The following is a 16,740-nucleotide window of genomic DNA, read 5'->3' as shown; positions in this document are numbered from 1 at the left end:
CAAAAAAATATTCTATGAAATTTACGAATGACAATACTGCATACAGGTTTTCCAAAAGCCTGTTTTTTATTTTTCTGCTCAGCTTTTTTACATTAGGCTATTCTCAGGGTCCGGTCGAAGGAACTCCAACACCGCCAAGTGTTCTTCTTCCCGAAAAAACGGATTTTTCAGAAAATATTACGTATAAAAATGATGCTTCCGGAAATCCCATCAAATTGGATCTGTACAAACCAAAAAATGCAGGTTCCGCAAAACTTCCGGTGGTTATTTATGTTCACGGCGGAGCATGGGCGAAAGGCGATAAAGTAGTAAGATCCAACAATTACATCGAAAATTTCATTTTAAAACTTGTTGAAAAAAATTATGCTGTTGTAAGCATCGATTATACGCTTGTAAGCGAAACCGTACACTTTCCGCTGCCGATTCAGGATACCAAAGATGTGGTGAGATGGGTGCGAAAAAATGCTTACCAATACCATTTTGATCCCGATAATATCGGATTTTTCGGAGCTTCTTCGGGAGCGCATCTTGCTCTGATGGCTGCTTACACAAATGACAATGAATATTTGGGAAGCCCTGAATTATCTTCTTATTCGGCAAAGGTGAATTATGTGGTTGATAATTTCGGGCCGACTGATATTAACAAACTTCTTCATACACGACTGGGAAAAGTTCCGGTGTCTATTGTCGGTCTGTTCTTTAAGCCGATTGTTGAGATCAGACAGAAACTGGTTTATGGAATTTCCGGGTACGATATTAATGATGAAAAAAGAAAAGCTATAGATTATCTGGAAACGGTTTCCCCGATCAATGAGACGGAAAACGGAATTCCAACCTTTATTCTTCATGGAAATAAAGATAAAGTGGCGCCATTAAGTCATTCTAAAAAACTGGTAAAAAAATTGAAAAAACAAAATATAGAAGCTGAACTTGTCGTCGTTGAAGATGGAACACACGGTTTCGGAACAACTGATAAAAAATATATGGATCAGCTTACGGATGATATGATCCGTTTTATTGATGCGCACAAAAAGTAAAAAGTTTTAGTTTAAATTCTAATTGAAGATAATTACTTTTTTACAAAGAATATTTAACCTTTTTATATAACCACAAAAGGCACAAAAGGCACAAAAGATAAGCTAATCCTTATTCAAAGTGCTGGTTTTAAAAGAAAAGATCACAATAGTTTTTAAAAATCTTTGATTTTTATTCTTTTGAGTGCTTTGCTTATTCTGAAAATTCGCTCCATTATTATCTTTTGCATCTTTTGCGGTTAATTCTGAAATTAGTTTAAATTGCAATTGAAGATCTTTTTAACATTTTTCATGAAATATTTTTAACTATTCATTGTTATGATGATCTAAAAATTAGAATTTAAACTAATTTCGTATGAAAATAAAAAATCTATTTTCTGTTCCTGCATTTTGTTTTTTAGCATTATCCTGCAGTTCTTCTGATGATATTACGGAACCCTCTTCAGATCCGAACAGTACGGTTTCTACAACGGAAGCCATGTACTTTCCTCCTTCCAACAGTGATGCTTGGGAAACGAAATCTCTTTCTGCATTAAACTGGCATCAGGACAAAGTTCAGGATCTTCTGACCTATCTGGAAACCAAACATTCTAAAAGTTTTATGATCCTACAAAACGGAAGAATTGTTATGGAAAACTATTTTTCGGGACATACTTCTACCACATCCTGGTATTGGGCAAGTGCCGGAAAAACATTAACCTCAACCGTAACGGGAATTGCAGAACAGGAAGGATTTATAAATATCAACAATAAAGTTTCCACATACATCGGAACTGGCTGGACAAGCGCTCCTTTGGCAAAAGAAAATTTAATTACCTGCCGGAATTTACTGACGATGACTTCCGGATTGGACGATAGTCTCGGAGATAATGTAAGTCCGGCAAATCTACAGTACAAAGCCGATGCAGGAACACGATGGGCGTATCATAATGTTTATGTAAAACTTCAGGATGTGGTTGCCGCAGCAACGGGACAGACATGGTCACAATATTTCAATACCAAACTGAGGGATAAAATCGGGATGACAGGAAACTGGATCCAGAGTGGTGACAACAGTGTATATTGGAGTACAACGAGAAGTATGGCGCGTTTCGGACTGATGGCTTTAAACAACGGAAACTGGAACGGAACACAGATCATCAACTCGAATTATTTTCAAAGTGCGACGAATACTTCCCAAAGTATCAATTTAGCCTACGGTTATTTGTGGTGGCTGAACGGAAAAACAAGTTATCATATGCCGCAGACTCAGTTTCAGTTCAACGGAAAATTGATTCCGAGTGCGCCGGATGATATGTTTTGTGCTTTAGGTAAAAATGACCAGAAAATTTATGTCGTTCCAAGTAAAAAACTCGTCATCATCAGAATGGGCGATGCTGCAGACAATGTGAATCTTGCTCTTTCGAATTTCGATGATGTTTTGTGGCAGAAAATAAATGCAGTGATTAATTAAGGTGAATGGTGAATAATCAATTTGCTTCGCAGTGAATTTAACATGGTTGAGAATAATCTTAATGAAAAATTCACCATTGACTGCAAAGCAAATTCACCTTTCACCTTAATTAATGGGTTTTTCGTACAACTGACTTCCCCAAAACTGAATATCTCTTTCCGGAAGATTGGAGTGATAGAAAACTTCTTTTACTTCTTCAATGATTTTAGCAACAGCTTCCGGATCGGTTGTTCGTATTCTGGTTTCGTGCTTATCTTTCACGCCGCTTCGCAATGAATTTAACATGATTGAGAATAGTCTTAATGAAAAATTCACCATTGACTGCAAAGCAAATTTACCTTTCACATTAATTAATGGGTTCTTCATACAACTGACTTCCCCAAAACTGAATATCTCTTTCCGGAAGATTGGAGTGATAAAATACTTCTTTTACTTCTTCGATAATTTTAGCAACGGCTTCCGGATCGGTTGTTCGTATTCTGGTTTCGTGGTTGTCTTTCACGCCGCTTCCTGTGAAATTCAGAGAGCCTAGATAGGCAATTTCGTCATCAATAATGTAAATTTTACTGTGAATGAAGGTTTTATTGGTAGAATTTCCGCTATTCGGAGAGACAAAAACCTTGAAGGGAAAAAGCTGTTTGTAGCTGTAATGATACACTTTTGTCTTTTTTATTTTTTTGACGATGGAATCTCTTATAAGAAACATTAAAATGACAATAATAAATCCGTAAGCAAGTTTAAAATTGTTTAAAAGATACATCAACGGAAGCAAAACCACGCCCAAACCGATCATGGCAAATAATAGAGTTCCGGAGAGGCTTACCAAATTGTCTCTTGTCTGTTTTGCCTTTTCGTCAACGTGTTTATTCTGAATAATCAGTTTGTGAATATTCTTGTCGTAGCCGTAAAAATCTTCGATTTCATCGCTGGTAACCAATCTTATTTTAATTCCTCTGGAATGAAGGTAAATCAGCTCTTTAATTAAAAAAGGAGAAAGATAAGGGGAAACAATTTTCACATTTCTCTGAGCATTTCTGATGTCCTGCATCATTTTAGCTCCTGCACTTTTTCCTATATAAATATCACAAACCGCATTGTTGTAAAACATACCCATCGTTCGAAATCATTTTATTTTCGCTCCAAAGAAAGAAAAAATAAAAAACTTTGCAAAATAATTGGGCGAGAAGTTGGGAGTTAGAAGATGGAAGATGGAGGTTAGAAGCTGGAGGATGGAAGTTTAAAATCTGTATGCACATTTATTAACATCAAATCTTCCCGCTTCTAACCTCCCGCTTTCAACCTACTTCCTAGTTCCTAGTTCCTACTTCCATCTTCTTACCTCCATCCTATTTCCTATTCTTTTCCACTCTTTTAATTTCGTTGATAAGCAAAGGAAAAGCGGGTTGCGCCATTCCGCCGTGATCAAAACCCTGAAGTTCGTATAAAGTAGTTTCTTTATGACCTTTCAGCTTCATCATTCGCGCCATATAAGCATTTTCTTCATATCTTCCGAGCAGCTCTTTTTCACGGTCTCCGGTAATTAATAACAAAGGCGGTGCATCTGCTCTGATGAAATGCAATGGTGCATATTCATCAATTCTGGCATCCAGCTCATCAATTCCTTTTTCTTTTCTTGTGGTAAAATGAGAGATCATCTGTCCGCTGAAAGGAATAATTCCTGCCAGTTTATTGGCATCAATTCCATATTTGTTCAGGTACATCTTATTTAAACCTACCATAATGGCAAGATAACCTCCCGCAGAATGTCCTGAAATAAAGACAAGATCTTCATTTCCTCCATAATTTTTAATATTCTTAAAAACCCATGCTGTTGCTGCGGCTGCATCTTCAATGTATTTCGGGGCATTAACTTTCGGAGAGAGTCTGTAATTAACTCCAATCACTGCGATTCCTTTATTTTTCAGCCCTTCCGGAATTTCCTTTTCACCTCCGGTTAAACCTCCGCCGTGAAACCAGATCACCGTCGGAAAATTTTTCACATTTTTCGGAATATAAATATCCAGCATGCATCTTTCATTGATGTAAGCATCGGATTTACTGGTTTTCTCATCATAATAATGAATATTGTTTTCGGTGAGGTATTCCTGAGAAAAAAGCGGTGTGGAAAACAGGGTAAGAAGTAAAAATAGCAGAATCCTTTTCATTGTATAACTTTTATGGTTTAAAGATACAAATTGTCTTTCAGCCAAATAAAAAATGAACCCGGAAAAACCGGATTCATTTCAGATTGAGAATTAAAAAAACACTTAAAAATTAAAGTTAAGTCTTGAAAATACAAATCTTCCGTTCTGCCCAAACTGTGAAGTTGATCTTGAGTAAATAAACTGATCGTTATTGGAAGAAGCAGGAAGGTTTTTCGTTGGATAAATATCAAACAGGTTATTGACACCAACGGTAAGTCCTATATTTTTGGTAAACTGATAAGCAAGAGAAACATCGGTAATGATTTTATCTGTAATTTCCTGATGTTCGTTCGGAGAAATGACACCGTCTCCGTTTGCATCGATAATATCGGCGCTCGTTACCTTTCCGAAGTAGGTATTTCTAAGATAGAAAATGGCATTTCCCCACGTAAGCTGATTGGATAAGCTGGCTTTTACTCTGGGAACTGCTTCTTCCAGATACACTCTTGATGCTTCGGAAAAATAAACATTTTCCAGATTTGAAGACTGTAATAATCCGGATGAATGGATGGCTCCGACTTTTCTGGTCTGGTTAAGATTGACTGCAAAATTATTATCCAGTTTGATGTTTGAGAATTTTGCATTATGTGTAAGAACAATATCCAATCCTCTGGTTTCAGTATCTATGGCGTTGGTAAAAAGCTGTACGGCATTTACTCTTGCGGCATCGTAGATCAGCTGCGCTGCCGGAGAAACGGCAGATCTTGCAAACTGACCGGTAAGCAGAATTCTGTTATCAATTCTGATGAAATATCCGTCTGCAGTAAGCGTAAGTTTTGCTGAAGGAATTTTATAGGTAAATCCTACACTTGCAGATTTTGAAGTTTCCTGTTTCAGACTTGGAATTCCCAGCAAATTGGCAATTTCGGAATCGTTGCTGAATGTTCCCACTTCCAGAAGCTGTCCGTTTGTAAACAAAGTTGACGTTACATTATAATAAATCTGATGGATGGAAGGCGCTCTGAATCCTGTAGAACCCGCAAACCTGAAATTAAGGTCTTTATTTACTTTGATTCTTGAAGCCAATTTATAATTGAATGTAGAACCGAAATCTGAATAATTTTCATATCTCACGGCTGCATCTGCCAATAACCAGTTGGTAAAATTGAATTCAACATCTGCATATCCTGCAATTGCCTGTCGGTTTTTATTTACTGCGTTTTCTGGTTTAAATCCACTGAAAACCTGAGAACCTCCTGGAAGTGAAGCGCCGAAAAAGTCGGTCGGACGAACTGTATTTCCGGTCCAGAGATTTCCGGAAACATCATACGTAGCGTAAGATGCTTCTTCTCCTGCTGTTATTTTGAAATTTTCGTAACGGTGTTCTGCTCCAAAAGCCACATTGACTCCGCTCCAGACATCATATTTCTTTGAAAAATCTAAATTGATTGTATTTTGAGAAAATCTTAGACCTCCTGCATCAAACTCATTCGGAGAATTGAATCTTAAAGAGGTATTTCCGGTATTTTTAATATCATAACTGAAGGAATTCTGTCCGAAAGTATTGCTGAAATCGATGTTCCAGCCTTTCCAGTCTCCTTTAATTCCTGCGGAAAGCGAAAGATCCTGAATGTCTGTTCCGATCTGCGGCAGATAACCGTTGGGATACAATCCTGTAAATGTTCTGCTTTGGTTGGGTCTTCTGAAAAATCCTCCCGAAGTTCCGTGTCTGAAGCTGTATCCGCCAAAAGTATAAACTTTCCAGTTGTCGTTCAGCGGAACTTCTACATTGGCAAAAAGCTGATGATTATTCAGTTTAGACTGTCCCACCTGCATATTGAAATCTTTTCTGGACAAACCTCTGTAAGCCAGCTCCTGATCCGTCACATTCGTATTTAAAATTCCCTGTAATGCGGAAATTGTATTCGCCGACTGAATCTGGTTCTGCAATGTCGGAGAAAAATAATTGACTTCCTGTGCATACTGATGAATATAATTGATGATCTGCTGGGAATTCGGAGTATTATTGATATTCGTGAAAAGGGATGAAAGATTCACGCCGTTATTTAAAGCACGCTGTTCGATCGCGTTATAAGCATTGAAAATGTTTCCGCTTTCTGTTCCCGCTCTGTAGGTAGGATTTCTGAACTGGGATGTCCATGTAATGTTATAAAATCCGCCTTTCTTCCCGATTTTATTTCCGTAGTTAAGATCCACCTGAATATTCTGTCCGTCAAAATCTCCTGTATGATCGTTGGCTGTTGGAGTAAGATTTCCGCCATAGCTTAGTTGTCCCGTCAGTTTTCCGGTATCTCTTTTCAAACCTAAATTGATGACTCCTGCAATAGCGTCCGAACCGTACTGCGCAGAAGCTCCGTCTCTTAAAACTTCAATTTTATTAATGGCAAAAGACGGAATGGCATTAAGATCGGTTCCTACTGTTCCTCTTCCGGGAGATCCGTTAACATTGACTAACGCGGAAGTGTGTCTTCTTTTTCCATTCACAAGAACCAAAACCTGATCGGGACCCAATCCTCTGAGCTGTGCAGGATCCAAATGATCGGTTCCGTCTGCATTGGTTTGTATGGTTGATGTAAATGACGGTGCAATGAAATTAAGGATTTGTGCGACGTTTGTTTGCGGTAAAATAACCGAAGATTCTTTGATATTGAAAACGTCCACCGGAACCGGGCTGTCTACTTTAGACCTTGCCCCGCCTCTTGATCCTAAAATAACAACTTCCTCTAAGTTGTTTGTTTTTACTGTATCTTTTTCCTGTGCGTACGCAAATGTTCCCAGGAAAAATAATACCGATGCCGAAAAAATAGTTTTTTTATTCTTCATACATTCCTCACTTTAAATTCATGTTTTAAAAGTGCAAATGTAAATTATATTTATTAGTCTACAAAATTAATAGACTAAAAGAATACAGAAAATGAATATTATCATCTTCTATTTTTTTAAATTGAAATGAATTTTTAAATCTTTGTTAGTTTCGCGTATTTCAGGATAAGATTTTTCTCGCCTTCATGCTGAAAGACTACTTTGGCTTTGATATTCTGAGGATCAGTTCCGTCGAGGAAAGTTACTTCTCCGATTCCGAAACGGTCGTGTCTTACTTTATCGCCCACTTCAATATCCTGAGAAGAAGCTCCGCTCGGATTGATGATTTTTGCCGTACTTACAGGTTTCAGTTTGCGTGGTTCTGCAATCGGTTTTGAGCTGTCGCTTCTTTCGATGGTTTTCTTTTCCACTTTTTTGAAACTTCTCATTTCCGATGGATGTTCATCAAAAATATTGGATTTGATGCCCGAATTGTTGATAAAACGTTTTTCAATCGCAGGATTTTTTTTAAATTGAAATGAATTTTTAAATCTTTGTTAGTTTCGCGTATTTCAGGATAAGATTTTTCTCGCCTTCATGCTGAAAGACTACTTTGGCTTTGATATTCTGAGGATCAGTTCCGTCGAGGAAAGTTACTTCTCCGATTCCGAAACGGTCGTGTCTTACTTTATCGCCCACTTCAATATCCTGAGAAGAAGCTCCGCTCGGATTGATGATTTTTGCCGTACTTACAGGTTTCAGTTTGCGTGGTTCTGCAATCGGTTTTGAGCTGTCGCTTCTTTCGATGGTTTTCTTTTCCACTTTTTTGAAACTTCTCATTTCCGATGGATGTTCATCAAAAATATTGGATTTGATGCCCGAATTGTTGATAAAACGTTTTTCAATCGCAGGATTTACAAACTCGATATATTCTTCATCAATTTCACTTAAAAATCTTGAAGGTTCCGCATCGGTAATTTTCCCCCACTGGAAACGTGATACGGCATAAGAGAAAAACACCTGCTTTTCGGCTCTCGTTAAAGCAACATAGAAGAGACGTCTTTCTTCTTCCAGATCTTCTCTTGTGGAAGAACTCATGAAGCTCGGGAAAAGGTTTTCTTCAAGCCCCACCAAATGTACAACCGGAAATTCAAGACCTTTTGAAAGGTGGATCGTCATTAACGATACCATATCCTCTTCATTGTTTTTATCCTGCGTATCGGCAGAAAGGGCAATGTTTTCAAGGAAATTCGGTAAGCTCGGATCTCCGTCTTCCAGCTGCATCTGTTCTTCAATGAATCCCTGCATTGAGTTCATTAATTCCTGAACGTTTTCTACACGGGAAATTCCTTCGGGAGTCTGATCGTCTTTTAAAAATTTAATCAGTCCGCTTCGTTTCGCCACTTCCATCGCAACGCTGTATGCTGTTTCCGTTTTCAGCAGTACCTGAAATGCTTTGATCATCGACCAGAAGTCGTTCAGTTTGTTTAAAACACCGTTGTTTAAGCCTAAATGTGGCGCATACATCGGTAAATTATCCAAAACTTTTGAAACGGCAACATTCTGTGCATCTGCAAAAACAACCAATTTATTCTGGGTAGTTTCTCCAATTCCTCTTGCCGGATAGTTGATGATTCTCATCAACGCTTCAGAATCGTTTTCATTGACTAAAAGTCTCAGATAAGCGATGAGATCTTTTACTTCTTTTCTCTGATAGAAAGAGAGACCTCCGTAGACTTTGTAAGGAATATTTTTTCTTCTCAGCGCATCTTCGAAAGCACGCGTCTGAGAGTTGGTTCTGTATAAAATGGCAAAATCGCTGTATTTTCTCTGCTCACGGTTTCTGGTCTCCCAGATGTTTCCGGCTACGAAATTCGCTTCATCGGCATCGGAAAGAGAACGGTATACTTTGATTTTTTCTCCTTCTTCATTTTCGCTGAAAACATTTTTCTTGAACTGCTGAAGGTTTTTCGCGATCACTACATTCGCAGCATTTACAATATTCTGGGTAGAACGGTAATTCTGCTCCAAAGCTACCGTCATTGCATCCGGATAGTCTTTTTTAAAGTTCAAAATGTTGTAGATATTCGCACCACGGAAGGAATAAATGGACTGTGCATCATCTCCCACAACACAAATATTTTCAAATTTTGAGGCTAAAGCTTTAACGATAAGATACTGAGAATGGTTCGTATCCTGATACTCATCCACAAGAATATATCTGAATCTGTCCTGATATTTTGCTAACACTTCAGGGAAACGGGTTAACAATTCGTTGGTTTTTAACAGCAAATCGTCAAAATCCATCGATCCGTTTTTGAAGCACTGCTCTACATACCGCTGGTAAATCTGCCCGATGAATTTCATATTGGCTTTTTCATCGGCTTCCATCAATTCAGGATTGTTGAAATAAGCTTTTACGGTGATGAGGTTATTTTTGTAGGTAGAAATTCTTGCCTGAACTTTTTTGGGTTTATACAGATCGGCATCAATATTCATGTCTTTCAACACTTTTTTGATGACATTTAATGCGTCCTGTTGATCGTAAATGGTAAAGTTGGAAGGATAGCCGAGATAATGTGCCTCACTTCTCAGAATTCTTGCAAAAACAGAGTGGAAAGTTCCCATCCAGAGACTTCTTGCATTGCTCTGTCCCACTACTTTTGCAATACGTTCTTTCATTTCTTTTGCTGCCTTATTGGTAAAGGTAAGCGCCAAAATATTAAAAGGATCTATTCCGTTGGTAATGAGATGGGCAATACGCATGGTAAGTACACGCGTTTTTCCGGAACCCGCTCCTGCGAGAACCATTAATGGTCCCTGTAATGTGGTAACGGCTTCGTATTGTGATTCATTCAGTCCTTTCAGATAATCCTCCATGCTGCAAAAAATTTTTGGGAACACAAAATTAGTGTATTATATGGAGAATTCAAATTTTGGATTTTGATGTTTCAAGAAAATCTGTTTTTATTTGATATACGTTCTCACACGGGAAATCATATCTCCCATGTCGAAAGGTTTTGCGATAAAATCATTGGCTCCCGCATCGAGCGCAGACTGCTCCAGTCCTCGGCTTGCGGACATAATAAGCACAGGAATATCTTTTAAATTTTCATCGGCTCTTATGGTTCTGCATATATCTCTTCCATCTTCTCCGGAAAGCCACATATCCATGAGGATAACATCCGGTTTTGGCTGTGTATTCAGTGCATCGAGCATATCCGATCCTTTATAGAACTTGGCAACAGTAAGTCCTTCAAGCTCCATCATCATTTCAATAGAATCAACAATTGCAGGACTATCATCCAAGACTAAAATTTGTGTAGACATGTTTTATATTTTAATTTTAGGTATTTCGAAGCAAAAATCAGACCCCTTTCCTTCTACGGAGTGAACATAAATTTTTCCGCCTGTCCTTTTGATGATTTCCGAGGAGATGTAAAGTCCTAATCCTAAACCCGGAAAGGTATGTTCTTTTGTTCCGCTTACCCGGTAATATTGCTCAAAAACTTTATGCTGTTTGTCTTCCGGAATTCCGATCCCGAAATCTTTGACACTGAAATTGATCATGTCGTCTTTTATCTGGGTAGAAACCACAATTTCATCTGCATCAGGAGAATATTTAATGGCATTACTGATGAGGTTGCTCATTACCTGAGAAATACGGTGTCTGTCTGCGGTTACTTTTCCAATCTCGCTTTTATTGAATATAATTTTGTGTCTCGCCGTCATCTGCTGTTCCACAATAACATCTTCTACAAGCTGATCAAAATCAAACTCAGACTCATTGAGCTGGATCTGTCCTTTCTGAATTTTGGTAACATCCAGAAGATCATTCACAAGCTCCGTCAGTTTATCAATCTGATCGTTCATTCTCTTTGCCACCTCTGCATTTTTATAATCGCCCTGTTTGTTAAGATTCATTTCAATAAACTGGGTGTAGAGCTTTAAACTGGTAAGCGGTGTTTTAAGCTCGTGACTTGCGATGCCCAAGAAATTATCTTTCTGGGTCTGCAATTGCTTGAAATCATCTATATCGGTGAAGGTTCCGATCCATTGGTTTATTTCTCCGTCCGGATCAAAACTGGCTACTGCCCTTCCCAAAAACCATCTGTAAACATCCGGATTCTGAGGATCTGAAAATTCGTATTCCACTTCAAATGGTTTTCCTGTGTTTACACTTTCTTCCCAGATTTTTATAATATTCGGATAAACTTCGGGTCTTATGACTTTTTTAATGGCTTCATTGGCATCTTCTTCTTTGCTGAACTTCATGTATTTGTACCAATTATCATTCATATAGGTTATTTTGCCATGCCTGTCGCAAGTCCAGACAAACTGAGGCATAGAATCTGCCAGATCGCGGTATTTTCTTTCACTTTCCTGTATTTCTTTTCTGGCTTTTACAAGATCTGTAACGTTCACAGCCATATTAAGAATCGCATACACTTCCCCGTTGGAATTTTTAAGCGGTTTATAAGAAAAGTTATAGTAGAAAGTCTGAAGTTTACCGTCTACTACAAGATCTGCACGGTCTTCTGTCGCGGAGTAGGTTTTTCCTGTTTTAAAGATGTCTTTTAATAAGCCTATAAATGGCTGTCCTTCGAGTTCGGGAAGTGCATCTTCAAGTTTCCTGCCTATCACGGAAGCATCTTTCCCCCACGTTCTCAGCATTTTGTCGTTGGCAAGTTCTATGTATAAATCTTCTGAGCGATAAATGGCTGTGGAATAATCTGATTGTCTGATGAGGTCTTCAAAGCGGTACTCACTTTCTAAAAGTTTTTTCTCTGAAATAACGTGTTCTGTAACTTCTGTGGCTACAACACTTACCCCGATAACTTTAAGTTCATCACTGTAAACGGGTGCATAGATAAAGTTGAAAAAATGTTCTTCGTAGTTGCCAAATTTTTCCAGAAAAACAGACCATTTGTTTCCTTTGAATATTTCGCCTGTTTTGTACACATTATCTAAAATTTCAAAAAGTCCCTGCGATTTTATCTCCGGAAGGGCTTCAAACAGGGGCATCCCGATTACCGAAGCGTCTCTCCCCCAAAGATCAAGAATCTGCTGATTGGCATTTTTTATTATGAAATTTTCTCCCATCAGCAAAGACATCGCAACGGGAGCCTGGCTGAATAAGGTAACTAAAGATTCTAGTGAGATATTCTGGTCTAAAAAGTTTTTCATCACGACAATGATTTCTTGTTTACAAAAGTAATTGTTATTCTAGACTTTCACTGAAAATATGATACCACTTTTTAACATAATATAATTTTATTCCAGAGAAATACTTTTAAGGCTAATTTTATTTTGATAATAATGTAACAATTAACGTATTTTTGGAACTAATTGACAAAACAATTTCTACTTTATGAAAAAGCGACTTCTTTCTGTTGCTGCAGCGGCTTTCTTCGGAATGGCCCTTAATGCACAACAAATTAAATTCGAAGAGTATGACTTACCAAATGGTCTTCATGTAATTCTTCATCAGGATAACTCGGCTCCGGTTGTAACAACGGGAGTAATGTACCATGTGGGTGCAAAAGACGAGGTAAAAGGAAGAACAGGTTTTGCTCACTTCTTCGAGCATCTTTTATTTGAAGGAACACCTAACATCAAGAGAGGTGACTGGTTTAAGATCGTTTCTTCAAACGGGGGACAAAACAACGCCAATACTACGAATGACAGAACGTATTACTATGAGACTTTCCCATCAAACAACGAACAGTTGGGACTTTGGATGGAGGCTGAAAGAATGCGTCATGCTGTGATCAATCAGGTGGGTGTAGACACTCAAAGAGAGGTTGTAAAAGAAGAAAAAAGATTGAGAATGGATAACCAGCCTTACGGAAATCTTTTCACAACAGTACAGAAAAATTTATTTACCAATCACCCGTACAACTGGCCTACAATCGGTTCTATGGAGGATCTTAATGCTGCGAAATTAGAAGAGTTTCAGGCATTTTATAAAAAGTATTATGTTCCAAACAACGCTACTTTGGTAGTAGCGGGAGACATTAAGCCTGAACAGACTAAAAAATGGATTAAGGAATACTACGGAGGAATTCCAAAAGGAACGGTTTATCCGAAAGATTTCCCGAAAGATGCTCCTATTACTCAGGAAAAAGAAGTAACGGCTACGGATCCGAACATTCAGCTTCCTGCTTATGTATTTGCGTACAGAACGCCGGGTAACAAGGAGAAAGATGCTTATATTTTAGATATGCTTTCTTCTTATTTAAGCAGCGGAAAATCTTCTGTTTTATACAAAAAATTAGTGGATCAGGATAAAAAAGCGCTTCAGGTACAGGCTTTCAACCAGGGTCTTGAAGACTACGGTATTTTTGCATTCTTTGCGATCCCGATGGGACAAACCACAAAGGCGACTTTGCAGGCGGACATTGATGCAGAGATCAAAAAACTGCAGACTACTTTAATTTCTGAGGAAGATTATCAAAAACTTCAGAACCAGTTTGAAAACCAGTTTGTAAATTCTAATTCCAATATTCAGGGGATTGCTGCTTCACTGGCAACCAACCACGTTTTGATGGGCAATACAAACCTGATTAACAAAGAAATTGATATCTACAGAAGCATTACAAGACAGGATCTTCAGAATGCTGCTAAAAAGTATCTTAATTCCAACCAAAGAATAATCATCAATTACGTACCTGAGAAAAAGTAATCTACCGGTATTTAGGTTAAAATGATTATTAAAAATTAAATTTTTACAAATGAAAAAGCAATTAACATATATAGCTGCAGCATTTTTCTTCGCAGGAATGGTTTCAGCACAAAAGATAGATCTTAATGCAATGCCAAAACCGGGACCAACTCCTGCCATTAACATTGCAAAGCCAAAAACTTTCCAGCTGAGCAACGGACTTACGGTAATGGTGGTGGAAAACAATAAACTTCCGAGAGTAAGCGCAAGTCTTAGTATGGACAGAGCGCCTTATTATGAAGGAAGTGTAGCAGGCGTAAGCGAAATCATGGCGGAACAGTTCGAAAACGGAACCACCAACATGAGCAAGGATGAATTCAACAAAAAAGTGGATTATCTTGGAGCGAACTTAAACTTTTCTTCTAACGGAGCTGCGGCAAATTCCCTTTCAAAATATTTTCCTCAGGTATTGAGCTTAATGGCAGATGCGATCATTAATCCAAAATTTTCTGCTGAAGAGATCCAGAATTCTAAAGACAGAGCGATTGAAGGATTAAAATCTGAAGAGAAAAATGCGTCTTCAATTGCTTCAAAGGTTTCTAACGCTTTAATGTATGGTAAAAATACATCAAGAGGAGAATTTGAAACAGTAGAATCAATCAACAAAATTCAATTGGCAGATGTACAGAATACGTACAAAAAATATTACGCTCCGGACAATGCTTATCTGGTAATCGTTGGAGACGTAAAATTCGATCAGGTAAAACCAATGGTTGAAAAAGCATTCAGCGGATGGAAAAAAGCAAATACTCCGGTTTCTCCTTTAGAACCTGCTTCTAATGTTGCCAAAACGGAAATTAACGTAGTGGATGTTCCTTCTGCAGTACAGTCTGTGGTTTCTTTGAACAACCTGAACACGCTGAAAATGAAAGATCCGAACTACTTCCCTGCAACTATTGCAAACTATATTCTTGGAGGTGGCGGTGAAGCGAGACTTTTCATGAACCTTCGTGAGAAAAACGGATTTACATATGGCGCTTACTCTAATCTTAGCGCAAGCAAATATTCTCCGCAGTTCTCTGCAAGCGCAAGTGTAAGAAATGAAGTTACGGATAAAGCGGTAAAGGAATTTATGAATGAACTTAACGCGATTTCTACCGTAAAGCCTGAAGAACTTGCAAATGCAAAAGCAAAACTGAAAGGTTCTTTCATCATGTCTTTAGAGCAGCCTGCAACCATTGCAAGATTTGCTTTAAACCAGAAAGTACAGAATCTTCCTGATGATTTTTATACCAATTATCTGAAATCTATCGATAAGGTAACAGCTGCCGATGTTTCTAATGCTGTAAAATCTACCATTCTTCCTAACCAGAGCAGAATTTTCATCGCCGGAAAAGCATCTGACATTTCTGAGGGACTGGAAAAATTAGGATATCCGGTAAAATATTTTGATAAAGAAGCAAATCCTGTAGCAAAACCAACAACACAGAAAGTGGATGCCGGAGTTACTGTTGCTTCTATTGCAGATAAATACATTAACGCTATCGGAGGAAAAGCAAACATCGATAAAGTTTCTTCTTACACGGTAAATGCTTCCATGTCTATGCAGGGACAGAATATCGACCTGAAAATGATGAAAGCAAAAGGCGGGAAAGAGCTTACTATGGTTACTGCAATGGGACAGACTGTTCAGAAGCAGGTATTTGACGGTAAGACTGGTTATTCTGAGCAAATGGGGAATAAAGTGGATATGAAGCCTGAGCAAATTGCTGAAAAGCTTAAAAATACTGAACTTTTCCCGGAGGTTGGTTTTGCAAAATCTGCTGACTACAAGCTTGCAGGAATTGAAAAAATCGGCGGTGAAGATTCTTATGTTGTAAAAAATGGTGATAACACTTACTATTACAGCGTAAAAACAGGTCTTAAAACCGGAGAAACAAAAACAGTAAAAGCGATGGGACAAACCATGACTGTTCCTACAACATACTCAGATTACAAAGATGTGGCAGGCGTAAAAATGCCTTACACCATTACGGTAAGCCAAATGGGTATGGACATGACGATGAACGTAAAATCTTACGAAGTAAATCAGGCTAAAGATTCTGATTTTAAATAAAACATCCTGTTTTTACAGAAAAAACGGCAACAGTTGTTGCCGTTTTTTATTTTTGTTAACATTTATAATATCTTTCTTTGTCATTCGGTAAAAAAAGATTAAATTTGCCCATTCAAAAAGATATCAAATTAATGGATTCTATATTTATACTATTGATGGTTCTTATTATGATCGCCAGTATTTTATTGGTTATCATCGTTATGGCTCAAAATCCTAAAGGAGGAGGTCTTTCCAGTACTTTCGGAGGAGCATCTTCTGCTCAGTTTGGAGTACAGAGAACCAACGACTTTATGGAAAAAGCAACATGGACTTTAGGAGGAACAATTATTGTTCTTATCCTTTTAAGCGTTGTAATTACAGGTAAACCTTCAGCAACAGCTCCGGTTCAGACGCCTGCAAAAAAAGAAGCTCCGGCTAATCAGTCTTCTGCTCCTGCTTCAGCAACAACTCCGGTTCAGACTCCTGCACCAACGAAGTAAGCAAATCTTATTTTTACATATAAAAAG

General features: G+C 38.1%; 12 protein-coding genes and 1 pseudogene. 5 read left to right on the top strand and 8 right to left on the bottom strand.

Annotated elements, in window-relative coordinates; translation table 11 throughout:
- Positions 1-14 precede the first annotated feature (14 nt).
- Together PFY09_RS18280 and PFY09_RS18275 are read left to right on the top strand one after the other, a co-directional pair.
- Positions 15-1,037, top strand: coding sequence for an alpha/beta hydrolase (locus PFY09_RS18280; RefSeq protein WP_271160637.1), 1,023 nt, complete (start codon positions 15-17; stop codon positions 1,035-1,037).
- Positions 1,038-1,389: 352 nt separating this feature from the next.
- Positions 1,390-2,487, top strand: a complete 1,098-nt coding sequence (locus tag PFY09_RS18275; protein WP_271160636.1) for a serine hydrolase domain-containing protein — start codon at positions 1,390-1,392, stop codon at positions 2,485-2,487.
- A gap of 105 nt (positions 2,488-2,592) precedes the next feature.
- On the opposite strand, the gene PFY09_RS18270 is transcribed toward PFY09_RS18275, so the two are convergent.
- From PFY09_RS18270 to PFY09_RS18235, 8 genes and pseudogenes are all read right to left on the bottom strand, one after another.
- The gene (locus PFY09_RS18270) at positions 2,593-2,853 is read right to left on the bottom strand and encodes a hypothetical protein (RefSeq protein ID WP_271160635.1); all 261 of its coding nucleotides are present in this window, start codon (positions 2,851-2,853) and stop codon (positions 2,593-2,595) included.
- Positions 2,834-3,595, bottom strand: a complete 762-nt coding sequence (locus PFY09_RS18265; protein ID WP_271160634.1) for a phospholipase D family protein — start codon at positions 3,593-3,595, stop codon at positions 2,834-2,836. Before PFY09_RS18265 ends, PFY09_RS18270 begins: the two co-directional genes overlap by 20 nt.
- Before the next feature lie 238 nt (positions 3,596-3,833).
- The gene (locus tag PFY09_RS18260) at positions 3,834-4,652 is read right to left on the bottom strand and encodes an alpha/beta hydrolase (protein WP_271160633.1); all 819 of its coding nucleotides are present in this window, start codon (positions 4,650-4,652) and stop codon (positions 3,834-3,836) included.
- A gap of 102 nt (positions 4,653-4,754) precedes the next feature.
- A complete protein-coding gene (locus tag PFY09_RS18255; protein WP_271160632.1) occupies positions 4,755-7,475 on the bottom strand; it encodes a TonB-dependent receptor plug domain-containing protein in 2,721 nt (906 codons plus the stop codon).
- 134 nt (positions 7,476-7,609) lie between these two features.
- Positions 7,610-7,978, bottom strand: a pseudogene (locus PFY09_RS18250) (ATP-dependent DNA helicase); the annotation flags it as partial.
- 22 nt (positions 7,979-8,000) lie between these two features.
- A complete protein-coding gene (locus PFY09_RS18245; protein WP_271160631.1) occupies positions 8,001-10,334 on the bottom strand; it encodes an ATP-dependent helicase in 2,334 nt (777 codons plus the stop codon).
- A gap of 87 nt (positions 10,335-10,421) precedes the next feature.
- Positions 10,422-10,784 carry a response regulator transcription factor gene (locus PFY09_RS18240; RefSeq protein ID WP_108410490.1) on the bottom strand — a complete coding sequence of 121 codons (363 nt, stop codon included), beginning with the start codon at positions 10,782-10,784 and terminating at the stop codon, positions 10,422-10,424.
- A gap of 3 nt (positions 10,785-10,787) precedes the next feature.
- Positions 10,788-12,641, bottom strand: coding sequence for a PAS domain-containing sensor histidine kinase (locus PFY09_RS18235; RefSeq protein ID WP_271160630.1), 1,854 nt, complete (start codon positions 12,639-12,641; stop codon positions 10,788-10,790).
- Between the two features lie 184 nt (positions 12,642-12,825).
- Between PFY09_RS18235 and PFY09_RS18230 the strand changes: the two genes are divergently transcribed.
- The 3 genes from PFY09_RS18230 (at position 12,826) to secG (ending at position 16,713) form a co-directional block, all read left to right on the top strand.
- Positions 12,826-14,139, top strand: a complete 1,314-nt coding sequence (locus PFY09_RS18230) for a M16 family metallopeptidase (RefSeq protein WP_076395751.1) — start codon at positions 12,826-12,828, stop codon at positions 14,137-14,139.
- Positions 14,140-14,188: 49 nt separating this feature from the next.
- The gene (locus PFY09_RS18225) at positions 14,189-16,234 is read left to right on the top strand and encodes a M16 family metallopeptidase (RefSeq protein WP_271160629.1); all 2,046 of its coding nucleotides are present in this window, start codon (positions 14,189-14,191) and stop codon (positions 16,232-16,234) included.
- Between the two features lie 131 nt (positions 16,235-16,365).
- The gene (secG, locus tag PFY09_RS18220) at positions 16,366-16,713 is read left to right on the top strand and encodes a preprotein translocase subunit SecG (protein WP_271160628.1); all 348 of its coding nucleotides are present in this window, start codon (positions 16,366-16,368) and stop codon (positions 16,711-16,713) included.
- The last annotated feature ends 27 nt before the right edge of the window (positions 16,714-16,740 follow it).

Source organism: Chryseobacterium gambrini, assembly GCF_027920505.1.
GTDB lineage: Bacteria > Bacteroidota > Bacteroidia > Flavobacteriales > Weeksellaceae > Chryseobacterium > Chryseobacterium gambrini.
This window is presented reverse-complemented; position numbering and strand designations above follow the sequence as displayed.

Bases quoted from the DNA above. Each gene is read 5' to 3' on its own strand.
- PFY09_RS18280 (WP_271160637.1), top strand. From the start codon at position 15: ATGAAATTTACGAATGACAATACTGCATACAGGTTTTCCAAAAGCCTG.
- PFY09_RS18275 (WP_271160636.1), top strand. From the start codon at position 1,390: ATGAAAATAAAAAATCTATTTTCTGTTCCTGCATTTTGTTTTTTAGCA.
- PFY09_RS18270 (WP_271160635.1), bottom strand. From the start codon at position 2,853: ATGAAGAACCCATTAATTAATGTGAAAGGTAAATTTGCTTTGCAGTCA.
- PFY09_RS18265 (WP_271160634.1), bottom strand. From the start codon at position 3,595: ATGTTTTACAACAATGCGGTTTGTGATATTTATATAGGAAAAAGTGCA.
- PFY09_RS18260 (WP_271160633.1), bottom strand. From the start codon at position 4,652: ATGAAAAGGATTCTGCTATTTTTACTTCTTACCCTGTTTTCCACACCG.
- PFY09_RS18255 (WP_271160632.1), bottom strand. From the start codon at position 7,475: ATGAAGAATAAAAAAACTATTTTTTCGGCATCGGTATTATTTTTCCTG.
- PFY09_RS18245 (WP_271160631.1), bottom strand. From the start codon at position 10,334: ATGGAGGATTATCTGAAAGGACTGAATGAATCACAATACGAAGCCGTT.
- PFY09_RS18240 (WP_108410490.1), bottom strand. From the start codon at position 10,784: ATGTCTACACAAATTTTAGTCTTGGATGATAGTCCTGCAATTGTTGAT.
- PFY09_RS18235 (WP_271160630.1), bottom strand. From the start codon at position 12,641: ATGAAAAACTTTTTAGACCAGAATATCTCACTAGAATCTTTAGTTACC.
- PFY09_RS18230 (WP_076395751.1), top strand. From the start codon at position 12,826: ATGAAAAAGCGACTTCTTTCTGTTGCTGCAGCGGCTTTCTTCGGAATG.
- PFY09_RS18225 (WP_271160629.1), top strand. From the start codon at position 14,189: ATGAAAAAGCAATTAACATATATAGCTGCAGCATTTTTCTTCGCAGGA.
- secG (WP_271160628.1), top strand. From the start codon at position 16,366: ATGGATTCTATATTTATACTATTGATGGTTCTTATTATGATCGCCAGT.